We start from the raw sequence: 18,515 nt of genomic DNA, 5'->3' as shown, positions 1-18,515 counted from the left end.
GGCCGAAGGACACGATCGTGGTCTCCACCGATCCGATCCGCACGCCGGGGCAGTTCGAATTCCGGAAGGCCGGGGAACCTCGCACGGAGGCCGTGGCCTAATCCGGATGATGATGAATTTCCTCCTGCGCGTCGTCCTGTTCCTGCTGGGCCTGGTCTTCGCGGCCAGCCTTGCTGTCGCGGTGATGCTGCTGGCGGCGGTCTGGGGCCTGCGCTACGGCTGGGCCCGCCTCACGGGGCAGCCGGTCCGGCCCTGGGTCATGCGCTTCGATCCGCGTCATGGTTTCGATCGGTTCCGCGCTGCAACGCAGCCGGCCGAGCCGACCGCGGCCGATGTCGCAGGTGCCCGGGCGCGCGGCGAGGCAGCCAGCAGCCCGGTTCGCCTGCGTGAGCGCAGCGACAACGTGACCGATGTTCAGGCACGGCCAGTCTCACGTGGCGAGTAGCCGTCCTGGCCGAGGCCGGGCACGTATCGGGGCGCTACTGCATGTGACCTGATGTAAGTTGTTCGCCGACCTCCGTGCGTGATCTCGGCTGACGGCGCGTTCATCGGGTTCGGCCTTCAATCTCGCCACTCTCCGACGCGACCCAGCCGCATCGTGCGGCTAGCGTGCCGGGCAAGGAGCGAGACATGCGCGAAGCCCACGAAGGCACGGAATCGCCTGAACCCACTGTCGGTCCTGACGAAGCATCCCGATTTGCTCCCGAGCCGTCGAGGCGATCCTTCATTCGAGGAGCCGTCCTCTATGCCATGTTCGTCGGCACCGGCGTCAGCGTGTCCGGCTGCGGGGGCGGGGGCGGCGGAGGGGGATTCGGCGGTGGTGTTGGCGGGGGAGGCGGCGGAGGCGGCGGTACGCCGGGCGGTGCGCCGCCGCTGTTCTCGCACGGCGTCGCGAGTGGCGATCCGCTGGCCGATCGCGTGATCCTGTGGACCCGCGTCACTCCGGCCAGTCCCGGCACGCTCAACCTGAGCTGGGAAGTCGCGAGCGACGCCAACTTCGGCGCCATCGTGGCGCGCGGCACGGCCAGCACCGGGCCCGAGCAGGACTACACCGTCAAGGTAGACGCCACCGGGCTGCTGCCGGCCAGCGAGTACTACTACCGCTTCTATGTCGGTTCCGAGCCATCGCCCACCGGACGCACGAAGACCCTGCCGACCGGCAACGTGTCGCAGGTGCGGCTCGCAGCGGTGTCCTGCACGAACTTTCCGGCCGGCTACTTCAACGTGTGCGCCGAACTCGCCAAGCGCAGCGACGTCGACTTGGTCCTCCACCTGGGCGACTACATCTACGAATACGGCGTGGTGGGCTTCGCCTCGCAGCTGGCGATCGCGCTCGATCGCGAATCGCAGCCGCCGCACGAGATCCTGACGCTCGACGATTACCGCCGCCGCCACGCGCAGTACAAGTCCGATCCCGACCTCCGGGCGCTGCACGCGCGGATGCCGATGATCGCGGTGTGGGACGACCATGACCTCGCCGACAACGCATGGTCCGCAGGCGCGGCCAACCACGATCCGGCTACCGAAGGCGCGTTCGCCGCGCGGCGCCTGGCGGCCGTGCAGGCGTATCGCGAATGGCTTCCCGTCAGGATGCCCGATCCTGCCGATCCGCTGAAGATCTACCGGTCCTTCGACTTCGGCTCGCTCGCGTCGCTGCACATGCTCGACACGCGGATCATCGGACGGGACATCCAGGTCGACCTCGACGCCTACCTCGATGGGGCGGCCGACAGCCCCTCGCGCCAGTTGCTGGGCGCGGAGCAATCGGATTGGCTTTCTGCCCGGATGGCCGCTTCCGGCGCGACCTGGCAGGTGCTGGGCCAGCAGGTGCTGATGGCGCGCATGGAGATCCCGCTCAGCGTCGCAAGCGCCTTCACGCTGGAGACGGTGAGCGAATTCGTGCTCGCACAGTCCACCCCGGAAAACTTGCGCAGCGACAGCCAGCGCGCCCTGGTGGCCCAGCGCCGGGTCCCCTACAACCTCGATGCCTGGGACGGCTACCCCGCCGCACGCGAGGCGGTGCTGGCCGCGGCCCGTTCGATGGGCAAGAACCTGGTCTCGCTCGCCGGTGACACCCACAACGCGTGGGCCAGCAACCTGACCGATGCGTCGGGCCAACGGGTCGGTGTCGAGTTCGCGACGCCCTCGGTCAGCTCGCCAGGACTCGAGATCCTGTTGCCGCTGATCTCCGGGCCGGTCCTGACGGACGCTTTCCCCAGGATGGTGAGGGATCTGCGCTATGCGGAGACAAGCAAGCGCGGCTATCTCGTTCTCACGTTGACGCCGTCCGAGGCCCGCGCCGACTGGACGGAGATCAGCACCGTGCTGAGCCGTTCGTACACTGCGCGGCTCGCGATGAGCCTCCATGCCCTTCCGGGCGCGAACAATCTGGACGTGCTTCCGGTGTAGCTTTCGCGCAGCCGCGCGCACCGTATTCGGCGGCGTCAGAATGGCGCATGCTCGCGTCGCGTCCGCTCGTCCCCATCGACTCCTCGGAAGTCGAGTTCAGTGCCATGCGCGCTCAAGGCGCCGGCGGCCAGAACGTCAACAAGGTGTCGAGCGCCGTGCACCTGCGCTACGACATTCGCGCAAGCTCGCTGCCCGACGCGGTGAAGGAGCGCCTGCTCGCGCTGCGCGACAGCCGGATCACGCAGGAAGGCGTCCTGGTCCTGAAGGCACAGCGCCACCGCAGCCAGGACATGAACCGGGCCGACGCGCTGGCGCGGCTGCAGGAACTGGTCGACAGCGTGGCCCTGCCGCCGCGCGTGCGCCGGCCCACCAAGCCGAGCTATGGCGCCAGGCAGCGCCGGCTCGAGGGCAAGAGCCAGCGCGGGGAGATCAAGCGTCTGCGCGGGCCGGTGCAGGATTGACTTCGGCGGCCCCCCCGCCAGCGGCCGTCCCCGGCATGGCGCCCAGCGCCGCAAGCGCATCCGCGTCGGTGCGGTAGATGAACATCATCGGGCCGGGCGCCAGCAGCCCGGCGCGCTCCAGCACCTGTTGCGCCGGCAGCTTGAGGCCGCTCAGGTGCAGGCGCACGCCCTTCGATTCCAACAGCCGGCGGATCGTGCCGAACACCTCGGCGCCGGTCACGTCGATGCGGTTGATGGGCTGCGCGAACAGGCAGATGTCGGTGAGCTCGGGCCGCATCGCCAGCGTGACGGTGATGGCGCGCTCCAGTGTGCTGGCGGTGGCGAAGTCGAGCTCGGCATCCATGCGCATGGCGTGCAGTTGGGGCGCCAGCGGCGGCAGGTTCCAGAGGTGGCGGTCGCGCAGGCTGCCGTCGGGATGCAGGCCCACCTCGATGATGCGGGGATGCAGGTGCCGGTACATGTAGTGGCTCAGGCTCATCAGCAGGCCGGCGAGCACGCCCCAGTAGATCGAGGGCGAAGTGGCAATGGTGAGAACGAAGGTCACCAGCGCCGTGACCGCCTCCACGCGGGAGATGCGCCAGAGCGACACGAACTGGCCGGGCCGCACCAAGCCCAGCATCGCGATCACCACGATCGAGGCCAGCACCGCCTGCGGCACGTGGTAGAGCAGCGGCATCGCCCACAGCAGGGCGGCGCCGATCAGCAGCACGCAGAACACGGTGGCCCAGCCGCTCTGGGCTCCGGCATAGAGATTGATGGCCGACCGCGAGAAGGAGGAGCTGGTAGGGAAGGCGCCAGAGAAGCCCGAGGCGATCTTGGCGAGCCCCTGGCCGATCAGGTCCTGGTTCTCGTTCCACAGCTTGCCGGCGCGGGCGTTGTCGACCTTGGCGCTCGAAGCCGTCTCGAGAAAGCTCACCAGCGTGATCATCAGCGCCGGCAGCAGCAGCGACCCGAAGGTGCCCAGCGGCTGTGTGCCGGGCCAGTAGAAGGCAGGCAGGCCCGAGGGCAGGGTGCCGACCACCGCGCCGCCGCGCAGCGCGTAGCCGATGGCAGCGCTGATCGCCGCGCACACGCCCACCACCACCATCGCGGCCGGAAAGCGGGGCCAGCGTTCCTTGGCGACCCAGAGCGCGGCCATGCTTCCGAGCCCGAAGGCGATCGCCAGGAAATCGGGTGGCGGCCCCTGCCACAGCTGGCCGATGCTGCGTCCGGTGAAGCCGAAGAGCGCCGGCAACTGCGACAGGATGATCAGCACCGAGGCAGCCTGGGTGAAGCCCATCAGCACCGGCGAGTTGACCAGGCGCAAGACCCAGCCGAAGCCGCCCATGCCGAGCAGCAGCTGGATCGCGCCCGACATGAAGCACAGCCACACCGCCAGGGCCACCCATTCGGCGCTGCCGGGAATCGCGAGCGGGCCGAGGGAGGCCGCCACGAGCAGGCTCGACAGGGCGGTCGGCCCGACCGAGAGCCGGGTCGATGCGCTGAACAGCACACCGATGAGCGCAGGCAGGAGCGAGGCGTAGATGCCGGTGACCAGCGGCATGCCGGCGAGCGCCGCATAGGCGACGCCCTGCGGGATCACCATCAGGGCGACCGTGATGCCGGCCAGCGCCTCGCCGGTGAGAAGCGCGCGGCTTGGGCGGGGCCAGCCGAGGAAGGGGAGCCAGCGCACGAGCTGGTCGCGGTTCAGGGCCATGCCTTCACCGCGCGGTATGGTTCTGGGTGCACCCGCCGATGATACGAAAGCGCCCGGGCGCTCAAGCCTGGGCGGTGCCGCGGCGGTCTTGCGTGGTCTTGTCTGGCAGCTTGCGTTCGATCGCTTCGACCGCTCGCTAGGCTTTTCTCTTGTGCTGGAAAGCCGTCGGTGATTTCCCCGTCGCAGCCTTGAACATCGCGCAGAAGGCGCTGTCGGTCGCGTAGCCGCTGGCCGAGGCCACCTGGCTCACGGCCATGCCGCGCGCCAGCAGCGGCAGCGCATGGGCCAGCACCGCCTGCTGGCGCCATTGCTGCCAGCTCATGCCGAGCTGGTCGCGAAACAGGCGCGCCACCGTGCGTTCGCTCGCGCCAATGGACTGGGCGCGCTCGGCCAGCGTGGCGCGGCCGGCGGGGTTGCGCAGCAGGGTCTCGCAGAGCTGGCGCAGGCGCTTGTCGGCGGGCAGCGGAACGTCGATGCGGATCTGCGTTGCGCGCTCCAGTTCGTCGACCAGCAACGGTGCGATCCAGCGCTCGCGCTGCGCTGCATGCGGATCGGCCGGCGGCATGCCGTCGGGCGTGGTGTCCAGCGCCAGCATCAGGGCGCGCAGCAGGGGGCTGATCTCCAGCACCTCGCATTTCTCCCAGCCGGGGCCGAGCCAGCTGTGCAGGTAGATGGTGCGCAGCTCCGCGTCCTCGATCAGCGTGATGCTGTGCGCCATGTCGGCCGGCACCCAGAGCGCGCGCGAGGGCGGCACGATGTAGCTGCCGTCCTCGGTGCTCAGGCGGATCACGCCCCGCGTCGAGAAGGTGAGCTGCGGCCAGGGATGGGTGTGCAGGTCGACGAACGTGTCGGCCTTGAGAAAGTGCTCCTTGGCCCGAAGCGGCCGCAGCGCATCGGGCGCATAGAGGTGGGGCGTGAGCGGGACCACGACATGGGCCGGCGCAGGGGCTTCCTGTTCCGCGGGGCGGCGCCGCACGGACGTGACGGGCGCAAAGACGGTGGGCGGCATGATTTCGACAGATGTTGTCTCTGTATCGCCATTCTGCCGCGGCCTCTGGGCATACGATCCGAGCCTCGCCCGGTTTCTTGTTGCAATTCATGTCTTCGCTCGACGCTTCCCCCGCCCCCAACACTCTGCGTTCCGACGCCAAGCTGATCGTTTTGGTCGGCCTCGCGCACGCCATCAGCCATTTCGCGCAACTGGTACTGCCGCCGCTGTTTCCCTGGCTCAAGGACGCTTTCAACGTCAGCTACACCGAGCTCGGCGCGGTGCTGACCGTATTCTTCGTGGTCTCCTGCCTGGTGCAGGCGGCCTCGGGCTTCCTGGTGGACCGTCTGGGGCCGAGGCCGGTGCTCTTCGTGGGCCTGGGCCTGCTGGCGCTGGCGGCCATCGGCTACGCGCTGGCGCAGAGCTACTGGATGCTGCTGGCGAGCGCGGTGGTGGCGGGTGTCGGCAATGGCGTGTTCCATCCGGTCGACTACACGCTGTTCAACAAGAAGGTCGCGCCGACGCGCCTGGGCCATGCGTACAGCGTGCATGGCATCACCGGCAGCCTGGGGTGGGCGCTGGCGCCGGCGTTCGTGGTGCCGCTGGCCATCGCCTTCTCGTGGCGCGTCGCGTTGGCCTCCGCCGGCGTGCTGGCACTGGTCGTCCTCCTCGTGCTGTGGCTCAACCGCGCCGCACTGGCACTGGATGTGAAGGCCGTGCGCAAGGCCACCGGCGCGGACGCGGCGGCCGGCGGCGAGCTGGCCTTCCTCAGGATCCCGGCGGTGTGGATGTGTTTCGGTTTCTTCTTCGTCTACGCGATGGTGCTGAGCGTGGTGCAGACCTTTGCGCCTGCTGCCGCCGGTCACCTGCATGCCGTGCCGGTGGCCCTGGTCGCGATCTGCCTCACTGTCTACATGGTGGCCAGCTCGGGCGGGATGGCGGTGGGCGGCTTCCTGGCCTCCGACCCTTCCCGCTGCGAGCGCATCGTGGGCTTCGCCTTCGGCATCGCCGCGGTGCTGGCGCTGGTCCTCGCGCTGGTCGATTTTCCGCCGGTGCTGGTGCCGGCGATGTTCGGTGCGATGGGCTTCGCGTCAGGCATCGCCGGGCCCTCGCGCGACCTGCTCGTCAAGCGCTCGACGCCGGCCAATGCATCGGGTCGCGTCTATGGCGTGGTGTATGCGGGCCTGGACATCGGGCAGGCCGTGGCGCCGCTGATCTTTGGCCGGCTGATGGACCACGGCCAGTACATGAGCGTGATCATCGGCCTTGCAGTGGTGCAGGCAGTATTGATCGCCAGCGCCTTCAACGTCCGGCGGGTGCGGCGCGAGGCACTCGTGCCGGCGTCAGCCTGATGGGCCCCCACGCTCGGCACTGCGTGTCCTCGCTGCCCCCCGAGGGGGCTGCGGCCGCCTTGGGGCGGCCCTGCGGCGTCCGGCCTGCGCATTGGATCCGTCGCTCTACCTGATCGTCGCGCTCGGCGCGGTCGTGGCCGGCTTCGTGCAGGGCCTGTCGGGCTTTGCCTTCAGCCTGGTCGCGATGTCATTGTGGGCCTGGACCGTGGACCCCAGGCTGGCCGCGGTGCTCGCCACCTTCGGCGGGCTGACCGGCCAGGTGATCGCCGCCGTCACGGTGCGGCGCGGCTTCGACCGGGCCTTGCTGCTGCCCTTCGTGCTCGGCGGCCTGGTGGGCGTGCCGATGGGCGTGTGGCTGCTTCCGCGCCTGGACGTGCCCCTGTTCAAGGCCTGCCTCGGTGGGCTGCTCGTGCTCTGGTGCCCGGCCATGCTGATGGCGCGGAACCTGCCTCAGGTGAAGGCCGGCGGGCGCGCGGCCGATGGCGTGGTCGGCATGATCGGCGGGATCTGCGGCGGCCTGGGCGGCTTCACCGGCGCCATTCCCACGCTCTGGTGCACGCTGCGCGGCCTCGAGAAGGACGTGCAGCGCTCGGTGATCCAGAACTTCAATCTCTCGATGCTGATGGTGACCTTCTCGGTCTATCTCGGCACCGGCCTCGTCGGCGTGCCGATGCTGCCGCTGCTGGGCATTGTCGCCCTTGCCGTCCTGGTGCCCGTGCTGCTCGGCGCGCGGCTCTACGTCGGCATCAGCGAGGTGGCGTTTCGCCAGATCGTGCTGGGACTGCTGACGCTGTCGGGGGTGGCGCTGCTGGCCTCCTCGGTGCCGGTATTGCTGGCGCGGGGACCGTTCAATTGAGGTAGTCCAGGAAGGTCGGGATCACTTCCCGGAGGAAGGCGATCTCCGACGCCGCAATGTCGCACGGCTCCAGATCGAAATGGATGAAGGTGCCGTAGGGCGTGCCATCTTCGCGCGTGAGCAACTGGCCGTAATAGGACTCGACGAAGCCGGCGTAGGGGCGATTCGTGAGGCGCTGGTCCTTGGACGCGTGGCGGGTCACGAACTCGCCATGCGCCATGGCGTACTGGCAGAAGCTCCTGCCGAGCGGCACGACCTTGAGCCAGGTGCGGTATTCGGAGGTGCGGTCGAAGGCGTGCGCCGCGTGCATCACCTCTCCGTCCAGCTTGTAGATCGCGGAGAACCGGTAGTTCGTCCGGTCGTTGAGCAGGGCCAGCGCCGGGACGATACCGCGGTTTGCTAGAACGCTGCGAATCGCCTGGTCAGGCGCTGGCAAATCAATGTCGAGCATGGAATTCCGGATGACGTGGGGCGCGAATCTTACGAAATTCTTACGCCGCCCGGACGCCGTTTCGACCTGCAATTTGTCAGCGCAAACCCTTGGTCGCCCCGACGTTTTCAGGACTCCGTGCCTTCCCACCCGGACGTGAACGGATAGCGCGAAGCCCAGAAGGCGGCCAGGCGCGGCTCGGCATCCACCCGGCGGACCACCTCGGCCATTCGCGGCGCCTCGCGGTAGAAGCGCGTGCGCCCTGGCGTCCAGCGCGAGACGACCGTGACGTAGAGATCCAGCGTGCCGATGCGCTCGCCGAGCAGGTAGGCCGTGCCTCGCGGCATTTGCGCATCCATCCGGCGCCAGCACTCGGCGATGCGCTCGGCTGTGCGTTCCTGGATCACGGCCTCCGCCGCGGCATCGGCCGCCAGGCGCGAGGGCACGTCATGCACCCAGTACATCGAATAGATGGCGGCGGGGATGAAGCTCATCCAGCGCAGGTACTGTGCGCGGCGCGGGTCGTCGATGCCGGGCGCCAGCCGGGCATCGGGGTAGTGGTCGCCCAGCCAGATGAGGATCGCGGCGCTCTCGGTCATCAGTTCGCCCGACGGCAGTACCAGCACCGGCACCTGCCGCATGCCGTTCACCGCGCTCAGCTTCTCGCGCTCGGCTTCGCCTTCCCAGGGCGCGATGTCTACGGCTTTCACGGGTGCGCCGATCAGCGTCAGCGCGGCATGGACGGGCGTCGCGCCCGAACCGGGCGCGCCGTACAGCGTGTAGGCGGGAGCGTCGTGGCTGTCCATGGGGCAAGCCTACACCCGCGGGCCGCCGGGATGAAGGGCCACGCCCTTGTTGAGACCGTCTTCAGGCGGCCATCAGCGCATCGACGCGCTTCAGCGCCTCCAGCGTCTTCACGCACGCCTCGGCCACCTCGGTGCCCTTGACCGCGAAGTGGCGGTGGAAGTACTTGCGGTGCTCCACATGTTCGTGGAAGTGGTGCGGCGTGAGCACCGCCGAGAAGACGGGCACGTCGGTTTCCAGCTGCACCGTCATCAGCGAATTGACCACCGTGCTGGCGACGAATTCGTGGCGGTAGATACCGCCGTCCACCACCAGCGCGCAGCCGACGATGCCCGCATAGCGCCCGGAGCGGGCCAGCCGCTTGGCATGCAGCGGGATCTCGAACGCACCGGGTACGTCGAAGATGTCGATGTCGGCGCGCGGCACGCCCTGGCGCTCCATCTCTTCGAGGAAGGCGTCGCGCGCCTGGTGGACGATGTCGGAATGCCACTGGGCCTGCACGAAGGCAATGCGCCGGCCGCGCGAGTTGCCGGGCGTGCCGACGGCGGAGAGGGGAAGGTCGTTGATCTGACTCATGGTTTGCCTTTGAAGAAGGGTTGCCTGAATCAGGGCGCACGGGACCGCTGCAGCCAGGCGCATGGGGATGCGCCCGCCCGGCGACGGAACCGCGCTCTCTTTCATCCGGACTATGAGGTCTTGTCTTGCCGCAAATGACGGCAACACAAGTCCTGAACCGTCGGCCCCGGGATCTCACCAGGTCTGCTGACCCCGCGGCGCGTGGCGCGCCGCGGGCGCTCGCGGGCTCGTGCGAACAGGTCGCCATCACCGCCGGTGGGGAATTCCACCCCGCCCTGAGAACGCTTTGCCGCTGCACTGTCGCGCGGCGGCCCGGCGATTCTAGGACTGCCGCGGCACCGGCGTTGTCGCGCGGGTGGCAGACCCCTCGTGGCACGCGGGGCTTCCGCTTGCGATGCGGCGAATTGCAGCACAACCGGGTTGCTGGAGTACCTTCGCAGCGGCCGTGCGGCTCTTGATCGCTCTGGACTCAGACCACGTTGCGGTGGCGCTCGATGCAGGTGGCCAGCGTTTCCTCACCCGGCCGCTGCCACCAGTCGAGCGCGGAGAAGATCTCGACCTCGCTGAAGCCGGTGAAGCCCGCAGCCTCGACCCAGCCGCGGATCTTGCGCAGCTCGACCACGCCGTCGCCCATCATGCCGCGGTCGTTCAGCAGGTCGCGCGTGGGCGTGAGCCAGTCGCACACGTGGTAAGCCAGCAGGCGCTCCCTGCCCGCACGCGCGATCTGCTGCTGCAGCTTCGGGTCCCACCACACGTGGTAGATGTCGAGTGCCACGCCCAGCATGCCCGAACGCTGCGCATCCAGCACGTCGCACAGGTCCAGCGCCTGCTCGAGCGTGTTGATGCAGGCACGATCGGCCGCCTGCATGGGATGCAGCGGCTCGATCGCGAGCGGCATGCCGACCTCGCGCGCGTATTCGAGCGAAGCGGCGATGCCGTCGCGCACCTCGCCGCGCGCGCGGCCGATGTCCTTGTAGTGCACCCGGCCTTCGAGCGCGCCGGGCAGGGCGCCGACCACCAGCACGAGGCAGGGCGCGTCGAGCGTCTTGGCTTCGTCGATGGCGCGGCGGTTGTCCTCCAGCGCCGCCTTCAGTCCTGCGGCATCGGGTGCCGGGAAGAAGCCGCCGCGGCAGTAGCCCGAGAGGCCGATGCCGTGGGCGCGCAATTGCTTGCCGATGCGCTCGAGGCCGACCGCGGCGACCTGGTCGCGCCAGGGGCTGATGGCGCGGATGCCCTGCGCTGCGCACTGGTCGATGAGGCGGTCCAGCGGCACCTCGGCGCCTTGCTGCTTGCGGATGGTGGCGGTGTTGATGGAGAGCCACTCGTGGCCTTGGGTGAAATCGCGCATGGAACGGGGTGTAGAGGGAGTACGAAAAAGGCGAAGGAAGGGGCTCAGCCAGCCATCGGCTGCATTGCATCGAAATCGGGCATGGCCGCGCTCGCGAAGCCGACGCAATCCAGCGATCCGAGCCGGATGCGCCCGTCGCGGATGCGCAGGCGCACCGCGCCGTGCGAACGCTCGTAGAGATCGCCGTGCGCCTCGAGGAAGGCCTGCTGCTCCGCGAGCGGCAGCGCGGCCATGCCATTGACGTAGTGATGGCCATTGCGCTCGACGTGGGCGATGCCCAGCAGGCTGACCAGCGCCAGGTCCTGCTGCACGGCCAGGCCGGCCTGCGTGGTCAGGTCTTCGGCAGACATGAAATAGCGCGTCTGCTGCTGTTCCGAATTCCACTTAGCGCAGCGCGCCGCGTTGAGCAGCGACTTGTAGAAGCCCTTGCAGGTCTTCGAGGACACGCCCGCGTAGCCGCGCGCGCGCGCCTGCACGAAGCTGTCGAGCTCGCCATCCGACTCGTCGATGATCACCGGCTTTCCGATGCTTGCGCTGCGCACGTCGCGAAGGTCGCGCTCGAGCGCGAAACTGCGCGCGATCGGCTGTTCGACGAAGAGGATCGACGCATACAGGCGCGCCAGCGAGGGCGTTTCGCGCATGCGCGCCATCAGCTCCGCGATGCCGGCAGCGTCGGCGTATTGCTCGTTGCCGTCGAGCGAGACGAAGTAGGGCCCGCCCATGCGGTCCAGCACGTCCTCGATGGCGCGCAGGCGCTCCAGGTCCGACGCGATGTCGCCGCCCACCTTGAGCTTGAAGTAGCGGTGGCCGTACACGCGCACCACCTCCTCGAGCGTCTCCGGCAGGCCATCGGCCACGGGTTGCTTCAGGTCCGCCGCGGTGATCGCGTCGAGCATGCCGACCGTGTGGCGCGCCTCGATGCTTGCTGCGGGAGCCAGGCCTGCCAGGAAGGCGTCCATCCCCAGCCCGTCGAACTCGGGCCGGCCCGGTCCGATGCCCGCGACATTGCTGCGCATGGCGGCGTAGAAGGACGCCTGCAGCCCGCGGCACAGCGCATCGAGAATCGCCCGGTCGAGCAGCGCGGGTCCGTAGCTTGCGAGCAGGGGGTTGTAGCCGAGGCCTGCGGCCGCCACACGGTGCGCATCGTGGTGCCGCGCAAAGTGGCCGAAGGCGGTCGCGGGCGCGGCGTCGCTCAGGTAGGCTTGCCGCGCCAGCGTGGTGACGCGGCGCAGCTGGTCGAAGTTGTCCTGGTTGCTGAGCGCGAGGTTCTTGTCGAACCACTTCGGCGCCATCAGCTCCGCGGCGGCGCCCCAGGCGCTCGACCCATCGGCAAACTCGATGCGAACGCGCGCGAAAGCCTGCGGGCATTCAGTCAGCGTGACCACGCCGAAGCGGAAGGGCAGGCGCAGCACCACCGGCCTCTCGAACAAGGCGATCTCGCGGACGGCAAAGCGCGGCGCGTCATGCATGCCCTGAAGCCTCCTCGAGTCCGCGCAGGTAGCCGATGGCCCACGCCGCCGAACCCACGCCGTCGGGCACATAGTCGAAGGGCTCCACGGCGACGATGCCCGGATAGTGCCCGGCTGACTTCATTTCATGGAGCGCTGCCAGGATGGGGGCGAAGCGCATGTCGCCCTGGCCGGGGCCCCGCCGATTGGGATCATTGACCTGGACATGGGCGATGTATCCGGTGGGCATCCATCGGCGCATGAGCGCGGGAATGTCCTCGCGCTCCATCTGGCCGGCGGCGCTGCAGTCGATCATGGTCCTGAAGGCCGGCGAACCGATGGCCTGCACCAGTTCGACGGCCTCTTCCACTGTGTTGAGGAGGTCGGTCTCGGCGGTGGAGAGCGGCTCGATGCAATAGATCACGCCGCATTGTTGCGCGGTCTGTGCCGCCGCGGCCAGGCATTCGCGCGCGCGCTCCAACGCTGCCGCGCGGGTCTCGCCTGGCGGCACCGAGCGCTGCTTCGGCGAGCCGTGCACCAGGTAGCGCCCGCCCATCAGCGCGCAGAGCTCGACCAGGCGCTGCATCACCGCCGTGCTGCGCTGGCGCAGTGCAGCGTCGGCGCTCACGATCGAGAGGCCTGCCGGCGCGACCAGCAGCCAGTGCAGGCCGCTGATCTCGAGGCCGTGCTCAAGTGCCATGCGGCCGAACTCGCGCGCCTGCGCATCGCTGAGATCCATCGGATCGGCGCACAGTGTGAAGGGGGCCACCTCCAGGCCGTCGTAGCCCAGCGCGGCGGCGACCCGGCATTGCTCGGGGAAGGGCAGTTCCTTCAGCACTTCGTTGCAGAGCGCAAATTGCATGGGCCGGCGTCCTCGGCTTCTCAGGCACTGCGGTGGAACACGAAGCGCTTGGCACCGCTCCAAGCCCGTCGCACGCGCACATTCACCGCAGGGATGTACACCAGCATCGTCAGGATGGTGACTGCTGCCAGCACCGCGCAGATCGGGCGCGTGAAGAAGGGAGCGAGGTCGCCGTCGGACAGCACCAGGCCACGCCGCAGGCTCTTGTCCAGCAGGTCGCCGAGCACCAGTCCGAGTACGAAGGGCGCCATCTCATAGCCGCGGCGGCGCAGGAAGAAGGCCACGACACCGATCGCAAGCATCGCGTAGACGTCGAACAGGCGCGACGCGATGGCGTACGCGCCTACCGTGCACAGCACGAAGACGATGGGCATGAGCACGGAGCGCCTGACGCGCAGCACAAGCATCAGCGGCCGCACCAGGAACAGGCCGAAGAAAAGAATGCTGAAGGTGGCCAGCGTGGTCATTGCCACGACGTCGTAGATGAAATGCGGCGTCTTGATCATGAGCATCGGGCCCGGCTGGATACCGTGGATGATCATGGCCGCCATCAGCACCGCAGAGGGGGCCGAGCCAGGGATGCCGAGCGCCAGCGCCGGGATGATGCCGCCAGGAATGGCCGACATGTCGCCGGTCTCTGCCGCCATCAGGCCATCGATCGAACCCTTGCCGAACTGCTCGCGCTCGCTGCTCGCCGCCTTGGCGGCCGCGTAGGACATCCAGGCGCCGGAGTCCTCACCGACGCCTGGCAGGATGCCCGTCACCACGCCGATGACCCCCGAGCGCAGCACGGTGCGCCAGTATCTGACGACTTCCCGGAATCGAGGCAGTACGGAATCGCGCAAGTTGATGATCTTGCGCTCGATGGGGTCGGCCAGCGAGGTCAGCACCTCGGCGAAGCCGAAGGCACCGATCAGCGCCGGGATCAGCGCGATCCCGCCGGAGAGCTCGTCCCATCCGAAGGTGAAGCGGTCGTACGCATAGAGGCCTTCCTGGCCGATCTGGGCGACCAGCAGGCCGAGGCAGCCCATGAGCCAGCCCTTGAGCGGGTCCTCGCCGACGATGCTGCCGGACATGGCGACGCCGAAGAGCGCGAGCCAGAAGAACTCGAAGGCGCCGAAGGACAGCGCGATCTCCGCCAATGCCGGGGTGAACATGGCGAGGCACAGCACGCCGAACAGCGTTCCCGTGAAGGCGCCCGAGGTCGCGATGCCGATGGCGCGCCCGGCTTCGCCTTTGCGCGCGAGCGCGTAGCCGTCGGCGCAGGAGGCCGCATTGGCGGCGGTGCCCGGGATGTTGAGCAGAATGGCGGTGCGGCTGCCGCCGTAGATCGTCCCGACATAGGCGCAGATCAGGATCAGGATCGCGTCGTTGGGCGCTAGCTTGATCGTGAGCGTGGTCAGCAGGGCAATGCACAGCGTGGCCGACAGGCCGGGCAGCACGCCGACGATGATGCCGAGCAGGGCCCCGCCCAGGCCGTAGGCGAGGGACCAGACATTCAGGAAGCCGAGGTACGACTCCCCCAGCATCCTCAGGCCATCGAACATGCGCTCTCCTGTGTCTCAGGGCAGGTGCACCAGGAACAGTTCCTGGAACACGAAGGTGATGGTGAGGCCGGTGGCCAGGCCGACGGTCAGCGCCAAGGCGAGTCCGCGCAGGCGCTGGTTCCGTGCGCTGCGTTCGGCGAACTGCAGGACGGCGATCGACACCGTGACGAAGACGGCGGTGGCAAGCCAGAAGGCCAGCCCGTGGCCCACGAGGCCGGCTGCGAAGCCGATGCACAGCGCGAGCACGGTTGCGATCCGGAGGGACTCCGCACGCGGGCTTGCGGCGCGCGCACTCCGGAGCTGCGGCGAGGCAGTCAGGCGGCGCCAGGAGCGGTATGCGAGCAGGAGGCCAAACAGGACGATCGCGCCGCCGAGGAACCCGGGCAGCAAGCCCGGAACGGTGTACGGATTGATGTCCTGCTTCTCGAGGCGGTCCATGCGCAGGGAGCCGACGATCGTGGCGATGCCGAGAGCGATCCAGCCGAGGGCCTGCCGGAGGTCCGAGCGCGGCGAAGTCCTGCGCGCCTGGGCTGCCGCGTCGGACTCGGCCTCCGCCGCAGCGTGGTCGCGGTCGGAAGCTTCGGCCGTCATGGGCGCGCGATGCCCAGCGTCTCCGGCGAGACCTTGGCCTTGCCGCTGTCGAAGAGCAGCCAGGTGTTGGCCTGTATGGCCGGCGTCACCGCGGTCTGCGCCTCGGCGCCGTGCAGCGGCGCGAACAGGGCGCCGCGGCTGGTGGCGTACTTCTTCAGCACCTCGCTCTTGGCGATGTTGTCGACCCAGATCTTCTCCACCGTCTTCACCACCTCGTCGGGCACGCCCTTGGGAATGAAGATGCCGAAGTAGTTGGTCGGCGCCTTGAAGCCTTCCAGCGTCTTGGACAGGGGCTCGATGGTGCCGAAGCCTTCCAGCTCCAGCGCCTTGTCGCTCACCGTGGCCAGCGGGCGGATGCGCTTGCCTCGGATCATGTCGGCCTGCTCGACCGCGAGCTGCGTGGTGACCTCGGTCTCACCGGCCACGGTGGCCACGACGGCCGGGTTGCCGCCGTCGTAGGTGACGTGCCGGTACTTGACGCCCGTGCTCTTGGCGATCAGTTCCATCGCGTTGTGGCCGGCCGAGGTCACGCCTGCGGTGGCGACGCTGATCTGGCCCGGCTTGGCCTTCATCGCGTCCAGCAGCTCCTTGGCGTTCTTGTAGGGCGCGGCAGCGTTGACGCCGATGACCTGCACGTTGGCGACGTTGAGGAACAGGTGCCAGTCGGCGATCTTGGTCTTGAGCATGCCCAGCGTCTCGTAGGAGCCCAGGTCCTGCGCCGCGCCGGCGGTCCAGGTATAGCCGTCCTTGGGCGCGTCGAGCGCGCTCTTGCTGCCGATCGAGCCCGAGGCGCCGGGCTGGTTGACGATCACCACCTTCTGGCCCAGGGTCTTCTCGATCTCCGCCGCAGTCACGCGCGTCACCTGGTCGGTGGAGCCGCCGGCGGCCCAGGGCACGATGATGGTGACCGGGCGCGAGGGCTTCCATTCCTGCGCGAGGGCGGGCGCACCCAGCGCGGCGAGGGCGGCAGCGAGGGCGATGCTTCGGATCAAGTGGCGCTTCTGCATAGTGTCTCCTTGTGATGCGTTGGACTGGGAAACAGGCCCTGGTGCTAGCCGAGCCAGCGTGGGAGATGGGCGGCGACGAAGGCGTCGTCGTGGAGTTCGGGGTAGGTGTCATGCACCCGCGTGAGCTCGTCGGCCTGGCCCGGGCTCAGGCCCTCTTGCGGGTCGAGGCACCAGATGCCGTCCAGCAGGCCCTGGCGCCGAAGCACCTCGTGGCAGCCGGCGATGCAGCCGTGGAAGTCGTGGGCGACGTCGAAGAGGGCTGCGTTGCAGTCCGTCACCTGTGCATCGAGGGCCAGCAGGTCCGTCGGGACCTCGTCGGCGGCAACGGCTTCATGGATGCGCGCGAGGAGCTGCACCGCGCGCCGCGTGCCTACGCTCCAATGGCCCAGCAGGCCGCCCCTGATGCGCACGGTGACGGGCAAGCCCTCGCGCATGAGGACGAAGGGCGTCAGCAGGTCCAGCACGATATGGTCGTCGTTGCCCGTGTAGAGCGTCACGCGGCTTTCGGCACCGGCCTCGACCACGCCGCGCACGACGTCGAGCGTGCGGTAGCGGTTGAAGGGCGCGATCTTGATCGCGACCACGTTGTCGATGGCGGCGAAACGGCGCCAGAAGCTGGCCGGCAGGTGGAGCCCGCCCACGGCCGGCTGCAGGTAGAAGCCCACGAGCGGCATCACCTCGGCCACGGCGGCGCAGTGGTCGATCAGCGCGTCCTCGCTGGCGCCCTTCATCGCGGCCAGACTCAGCAGGCCGGCGTGGTAGCCCAGGGCCTGCGCGGTGGCAGCTTCGGCCCTGGCCTGCGCGGTCGGGCCGGCCAGGCCGGCGATCATGAAGAGAGGACGGCGGCCATCCAGCGGCTCCCAGGTCAGGGCCTCGTGCATGGCGAGCTCGAGCACGGACGCGTAGAGGCCGGCTTCGCGGATCGCGAACTGGGTCGAATGCACGCCGACAGCCATGCCGCCCGCGCCGGCGTCGAGGTAGTAGCGGCTCAGCGCGCGCTGGCGGCGCTCGTCCAGCCGCCGGCCGGCATCGAGCGAGAGCAGGTGCGCGGGAATCGCCGTGCCGCGGCGCAGCAGGGCGAGCGAGGCGTGCGGGATGTCCGAGTGGCGCATGGCTCAGTATCTGCCGTCGCGGGCTTCGAAGTGGGTGGGTTTGTTCAGGCTCGCCATGCCGCGGCGCACCCAGTCGGCCGTCCAGTCCAGCATGCGCCCCAGCGTGACCTGTTGCGGGCCGAAGAGCTCGAACGCGCGCGTGCAGTCGATCAGCCAGGCCGTGTCGGCCTCCCGGCCGGTGAAGACCGCTTCGACACCGAGGCGCTGCGCCAGCTCCTGAGCTGCCTCGCGCACGGCGATCGCGGGGCCGCTGAGGTTGAGCGGCGAGGTCGGCGTGTCGCAGTGCGCCAGCGCGCGCAGTGTCCAATCGTTGGCCTCGCCCTGCCAGATGATGTTGGCGTGGCCCATCGTCAGGTCGATGGGTTCACGCGCGACCAGCTTCTGCGCGAGGTCGTGCAGCACGCCGTAGCGCATGTCGATCGCGTAGGAAAGGCGGATCAGCCGTCCCGGCGTCTGGTGAAGGTGCGAGAAGTGCTCGAACAAGCGCTCGCGCGCGACGCAGGAGTTCGCGTACTCGCCCGGCGGCGGCGTGGGCGGCACCTCTTCGCGCGCGCCCGGCCCGCGCACATCGGCAAAGGGGTACACGCAGGCGGTGGAGAAGGCCACGATGCGCGCATGTCGAAAGCGCTCGGCCACCAGCGCCGGCACGTGGGCGTTCATGGCCCAGGTCAGCCATTCGCTGCCCGAGGAACCGAACTTGCGCCCGGCCATGAAGACGACATTGGGCGCATCCGGCAGGCCGGCCAGCGCTTCGCGAGAGAGCAGGTCTGCCTCGATGCACTCGATGCCCTGTGCCTCCAGGCGCTCACGCAAGCCCACCTCTGAGAAGCGCGCCACCCCGATCACGCGCCGCCCGGGGCTCGCCCGCCTGGCCATGCGCGCCAGCGTGGGGCCCATCTTGCCGCCCACGCCAAGCACCAGGATGTCACCGTCGACTCGTTCCAAGGTCTGCACCAGTGCCTCGGAGGGCCGGGACAGCAGTTCCTCGAGGTGTTCGAGGTCTTCGATGCGATCGGGCAACTGCATGG

General features: G+C 68.9%; 18 protein-coding genes and 1 riboswitch. Of the genes, 5 read left to right on the top strand and 13 right to left on the bottom strand.

The window, feature by feature from the left end:
- Window positions 1–109: 109 nt before the first annotated feature.
- From APY03_RS07390 to arfB, 3 genes are all read left to right on the top strand, one after another.
- Window positions 110–445, top strand: coding sequence for a hypothetical protein (locus APY03_RS07390; RefSeq protein ID WP_068675390.1), 336 nt, complete (start codon window positions 110–112; stop codon window positions 443–445).
- 305 nt (window positions 446–750) lie between these two features.
- Window positions 751–2,409, top strand: a complete 1,659-nt coding sequence (locus tag APY03_RS07385; RefSeq protein WP_232081120.1) for an alkaline phosphatase D family protein — start codon at window positions 751–753, stop codon at window positions 2,407–2,409.
- A 47-nt stretch (window positions 2,410–2,456) separates the two neighbouring features.
- Window positions 2,457–2,870, top strand: a complete 414-nt coding sequence (gene arfB, locus APY03_RS07380) for an alternative ribosome rescue aminoacyl-tRNA hydrolase ArfB (RefSeq protein WP_068675377.1) — start codon at window positions 2,457–2,459, stop codon at window positions 2,868–2,870.
- Here arfB and APY03_RS07375 read toward each other — a convergent pair.
- Entirely contained in the window at window positions 2,839–4,566 is a 1,728-nt protein-coding gene (locus tag APY03_RS07375; RefSeq protein WP_083944211.1) for a SulP family inorganic anion transporter, read from the bottom strand. The genes arfB and APY03_RS07375 overlap by 32 nt on opposite strands.
- Before the next feature lie 136 nt (window positions 4,567–4,702).
- On the bottom strand, window positions 4,703–5,575 hold the full coding sequence (locus APY03_RS07370) for an AraC family transcriptional regulator (protein ID WP_083944210.1): 873 nt from the start codon (window positions 5,573–5,575) through the stop codon (window positions 4,703–4,705).
- Window positions 5,576–5,664: 89 nt separating this feature from the next.
- Here APY03_RS07370 and APY03_RS07365 point away from each other — a divergent pair, with 89 nt between their 5' ends.
- A complete protein-coding gene (locus APY03_RS07365) occupies window positions 5,665–6,906 on the top strand; it encodes an MFS transporter (RefSeq protein ID WP_068675375.1) in 1,242 nt (413 codons plus the stop codon).
- Between the two features lie 91 nt (window positions 6,907–6,997).
- A complete protein-coding gene (locus APY03_RS07360) occupies window positions 6,998–7,762 on the top strand; it encodes a sulfite exporter TauE/SafE family protein (RefSeq protein WP_083944209.1) in 765 nt (254 codons plus the stop codon).
- On the opposite strand, the gene APY03_RS07355 is transcribed toward APY03_RS07360, so the two are convergent.
- The 11 genes from APY03_RS07355 to APY03_RS07305 all read right to left on the bottom strand — a co-directional run bounded on the left by APY03_RS07355 (window position 7,755) and on the right by APY03_RS07305 (window position 18,513).
- A complete protein-coding gene (locus tag APY03_RS07355; protein WP_068675371.1) occupies window positions 7,755–8,213 on the bottom strand; it encodes a hypothetical protein in 459 nt (152 codons plus the stop codon). The genes APY03_RS07360 and APY03_RS07355 overlap by 8 nt on opposite strands.
- A 107-nt stretch (window positions 8,214–8,320) precedes the next feature.
- The gene (locus APY03_RS07350) at window positions 8,321–8,998 is read right to left on the bottom strand and encodes a glutathione S-transferase family protein (RefSeq protein ID WP_068675369.1); all 678 of its coding nucleotides are present in this window, start codon (window positions 8,996–8,998) and stop codon (window positions 8,321–8,323) included.
- A gap of 61 nt (window positions 8,999–9,059) precedes the next feature.
- Complete coding sequence (locus APY03_RS07345; protein WP_068675367.1) at window positions 9,060–9,572, bottom strand: 6,7-dimethyl-8-ribityllumazine synthase; 513 nt, start codon at window positions 9,570–9,572, stop codon at window positions 9,060–9,062.
- A gap of 89 nt (window positions 9,573–9,661) precedes the next feature.
- A riboswitch (FMN riboswitch) is annotated at window positions 9,662–9,859 on the bottom strand.
- Between the two features lie 182 nt (window positions 9,860–10,041).
- Entirely contained in the window at window positions 10,042–10,920 is an 879-nt protein-coding gene (locus APY03_RS07340) for a sugar phosphate isomerase/epimerase family protein (RefSeq protein WP_068675365.1), read from the bottom strand.
- 44 nt (window positions 10,921–10,964) lie between these two features.
- Window positions 10,965–12,389, bottom strand: a complete 1,425-nt coding sequence (locus tag APY03_RS07335; protein WP_068675363.1) for an enolase C-terminal domain-like protein — start codon at window positions 12,387–12,389, stop codon at window positions 10,965–10,967.
- Window positions 12,382–13,230 (bottom strand): sugar phosphate isomerase/epimerase family protein, encoded by an 849-nt coding sequence (locus tag APY03_RS07330; protein WP_068675361.1) that lies wholly within the window; start codon window positions 13,228–13,230, stop codon window positions 12,382–12,384. The genes APY03_RS07335 and APY03_RS07330 overlap by 8 nt, the downstream gene beginning before the upstream one ends.
- Before the next feature lie 20 nt (window positions 13,231–13,250).
- On the bottom strand, window positions 13,251–14,777 hold the full coding sequence (locus APY03_RS07325) for a tripartite tricarboxylate transporter permease (protein WP_068675359.1): 1,527 nt from the start codon (window positions 14,775–14,777) through the stop codon (window positions 13,251–13,253).
- A gap of 15 nt (window positions 14,778–14,792) precedes the next feature.
- Complete coding sequence (locus APY03_RS07320; RefSeq protein WP_068675357.1) at window positions 14,793–15,368, bottom strand: tripartite tricarboxylate transporter TctB family protein; 576 nt, start codon at window positions 15,366–15,368, stop codon at window positions 14,793–14,795.
- A complete protein-coding gene (locus APY03_RS07315; protein WP_068675355.1) occupies window positions 15,365–16,375 on the bottom strand; it encodes a Bug family tripartite tricarboxylate transporter substrate binding protein in 1,011 nt (336 codons plus the stop codon). The genes APY03_RS07320 and APY03_RS07315 overlap by 4 nt, the downstream gene beginning before the upstream one ends.
- 44 nt (window positions 16,376–16,419) lie before the next feature.
- Window positions 16,420–17,487, bottom strand: a complete 1,068-nt coding sequence (locus tag APY03_RS07310; RefSeq protein WP_068675354.1) for a dihydrodipicolinate synthase family protein — start codon at window positions 17,485–17,487, stop codon at window positions 16,420–16,422.
- 3 nt (window positions 17,488–17,490) lie between these two features.
- Window positions 17,491–18,513 carry an NAD-dependent epimerase/dehydratase family protein gene (locus tag APY03_RS07305; protein ID WP_068675352.1) on the bottom strand — a complete coding sequence of 341 codons (1,023 nt, stop codon included), beginning with the start codon at window positions 18,511–18,513 and terminating at the stop codon, window positions 17,491–17,493.
- Between the last annotated feature and the right edge of the window lie 2 nt (window positions 18,514–18,515).

Source organism: Variovorax sp. WDL1 (genome assembly GCF_001541225.1).
GTDB lineage: Bacteria > Pseudomonadota > Gammaproteobacteria > Burkholderiales > Burkholderiaceae_C > Variovorax.
This window is presented reverse-complemented; position numbering and strand designations above follow the sequence as displayed.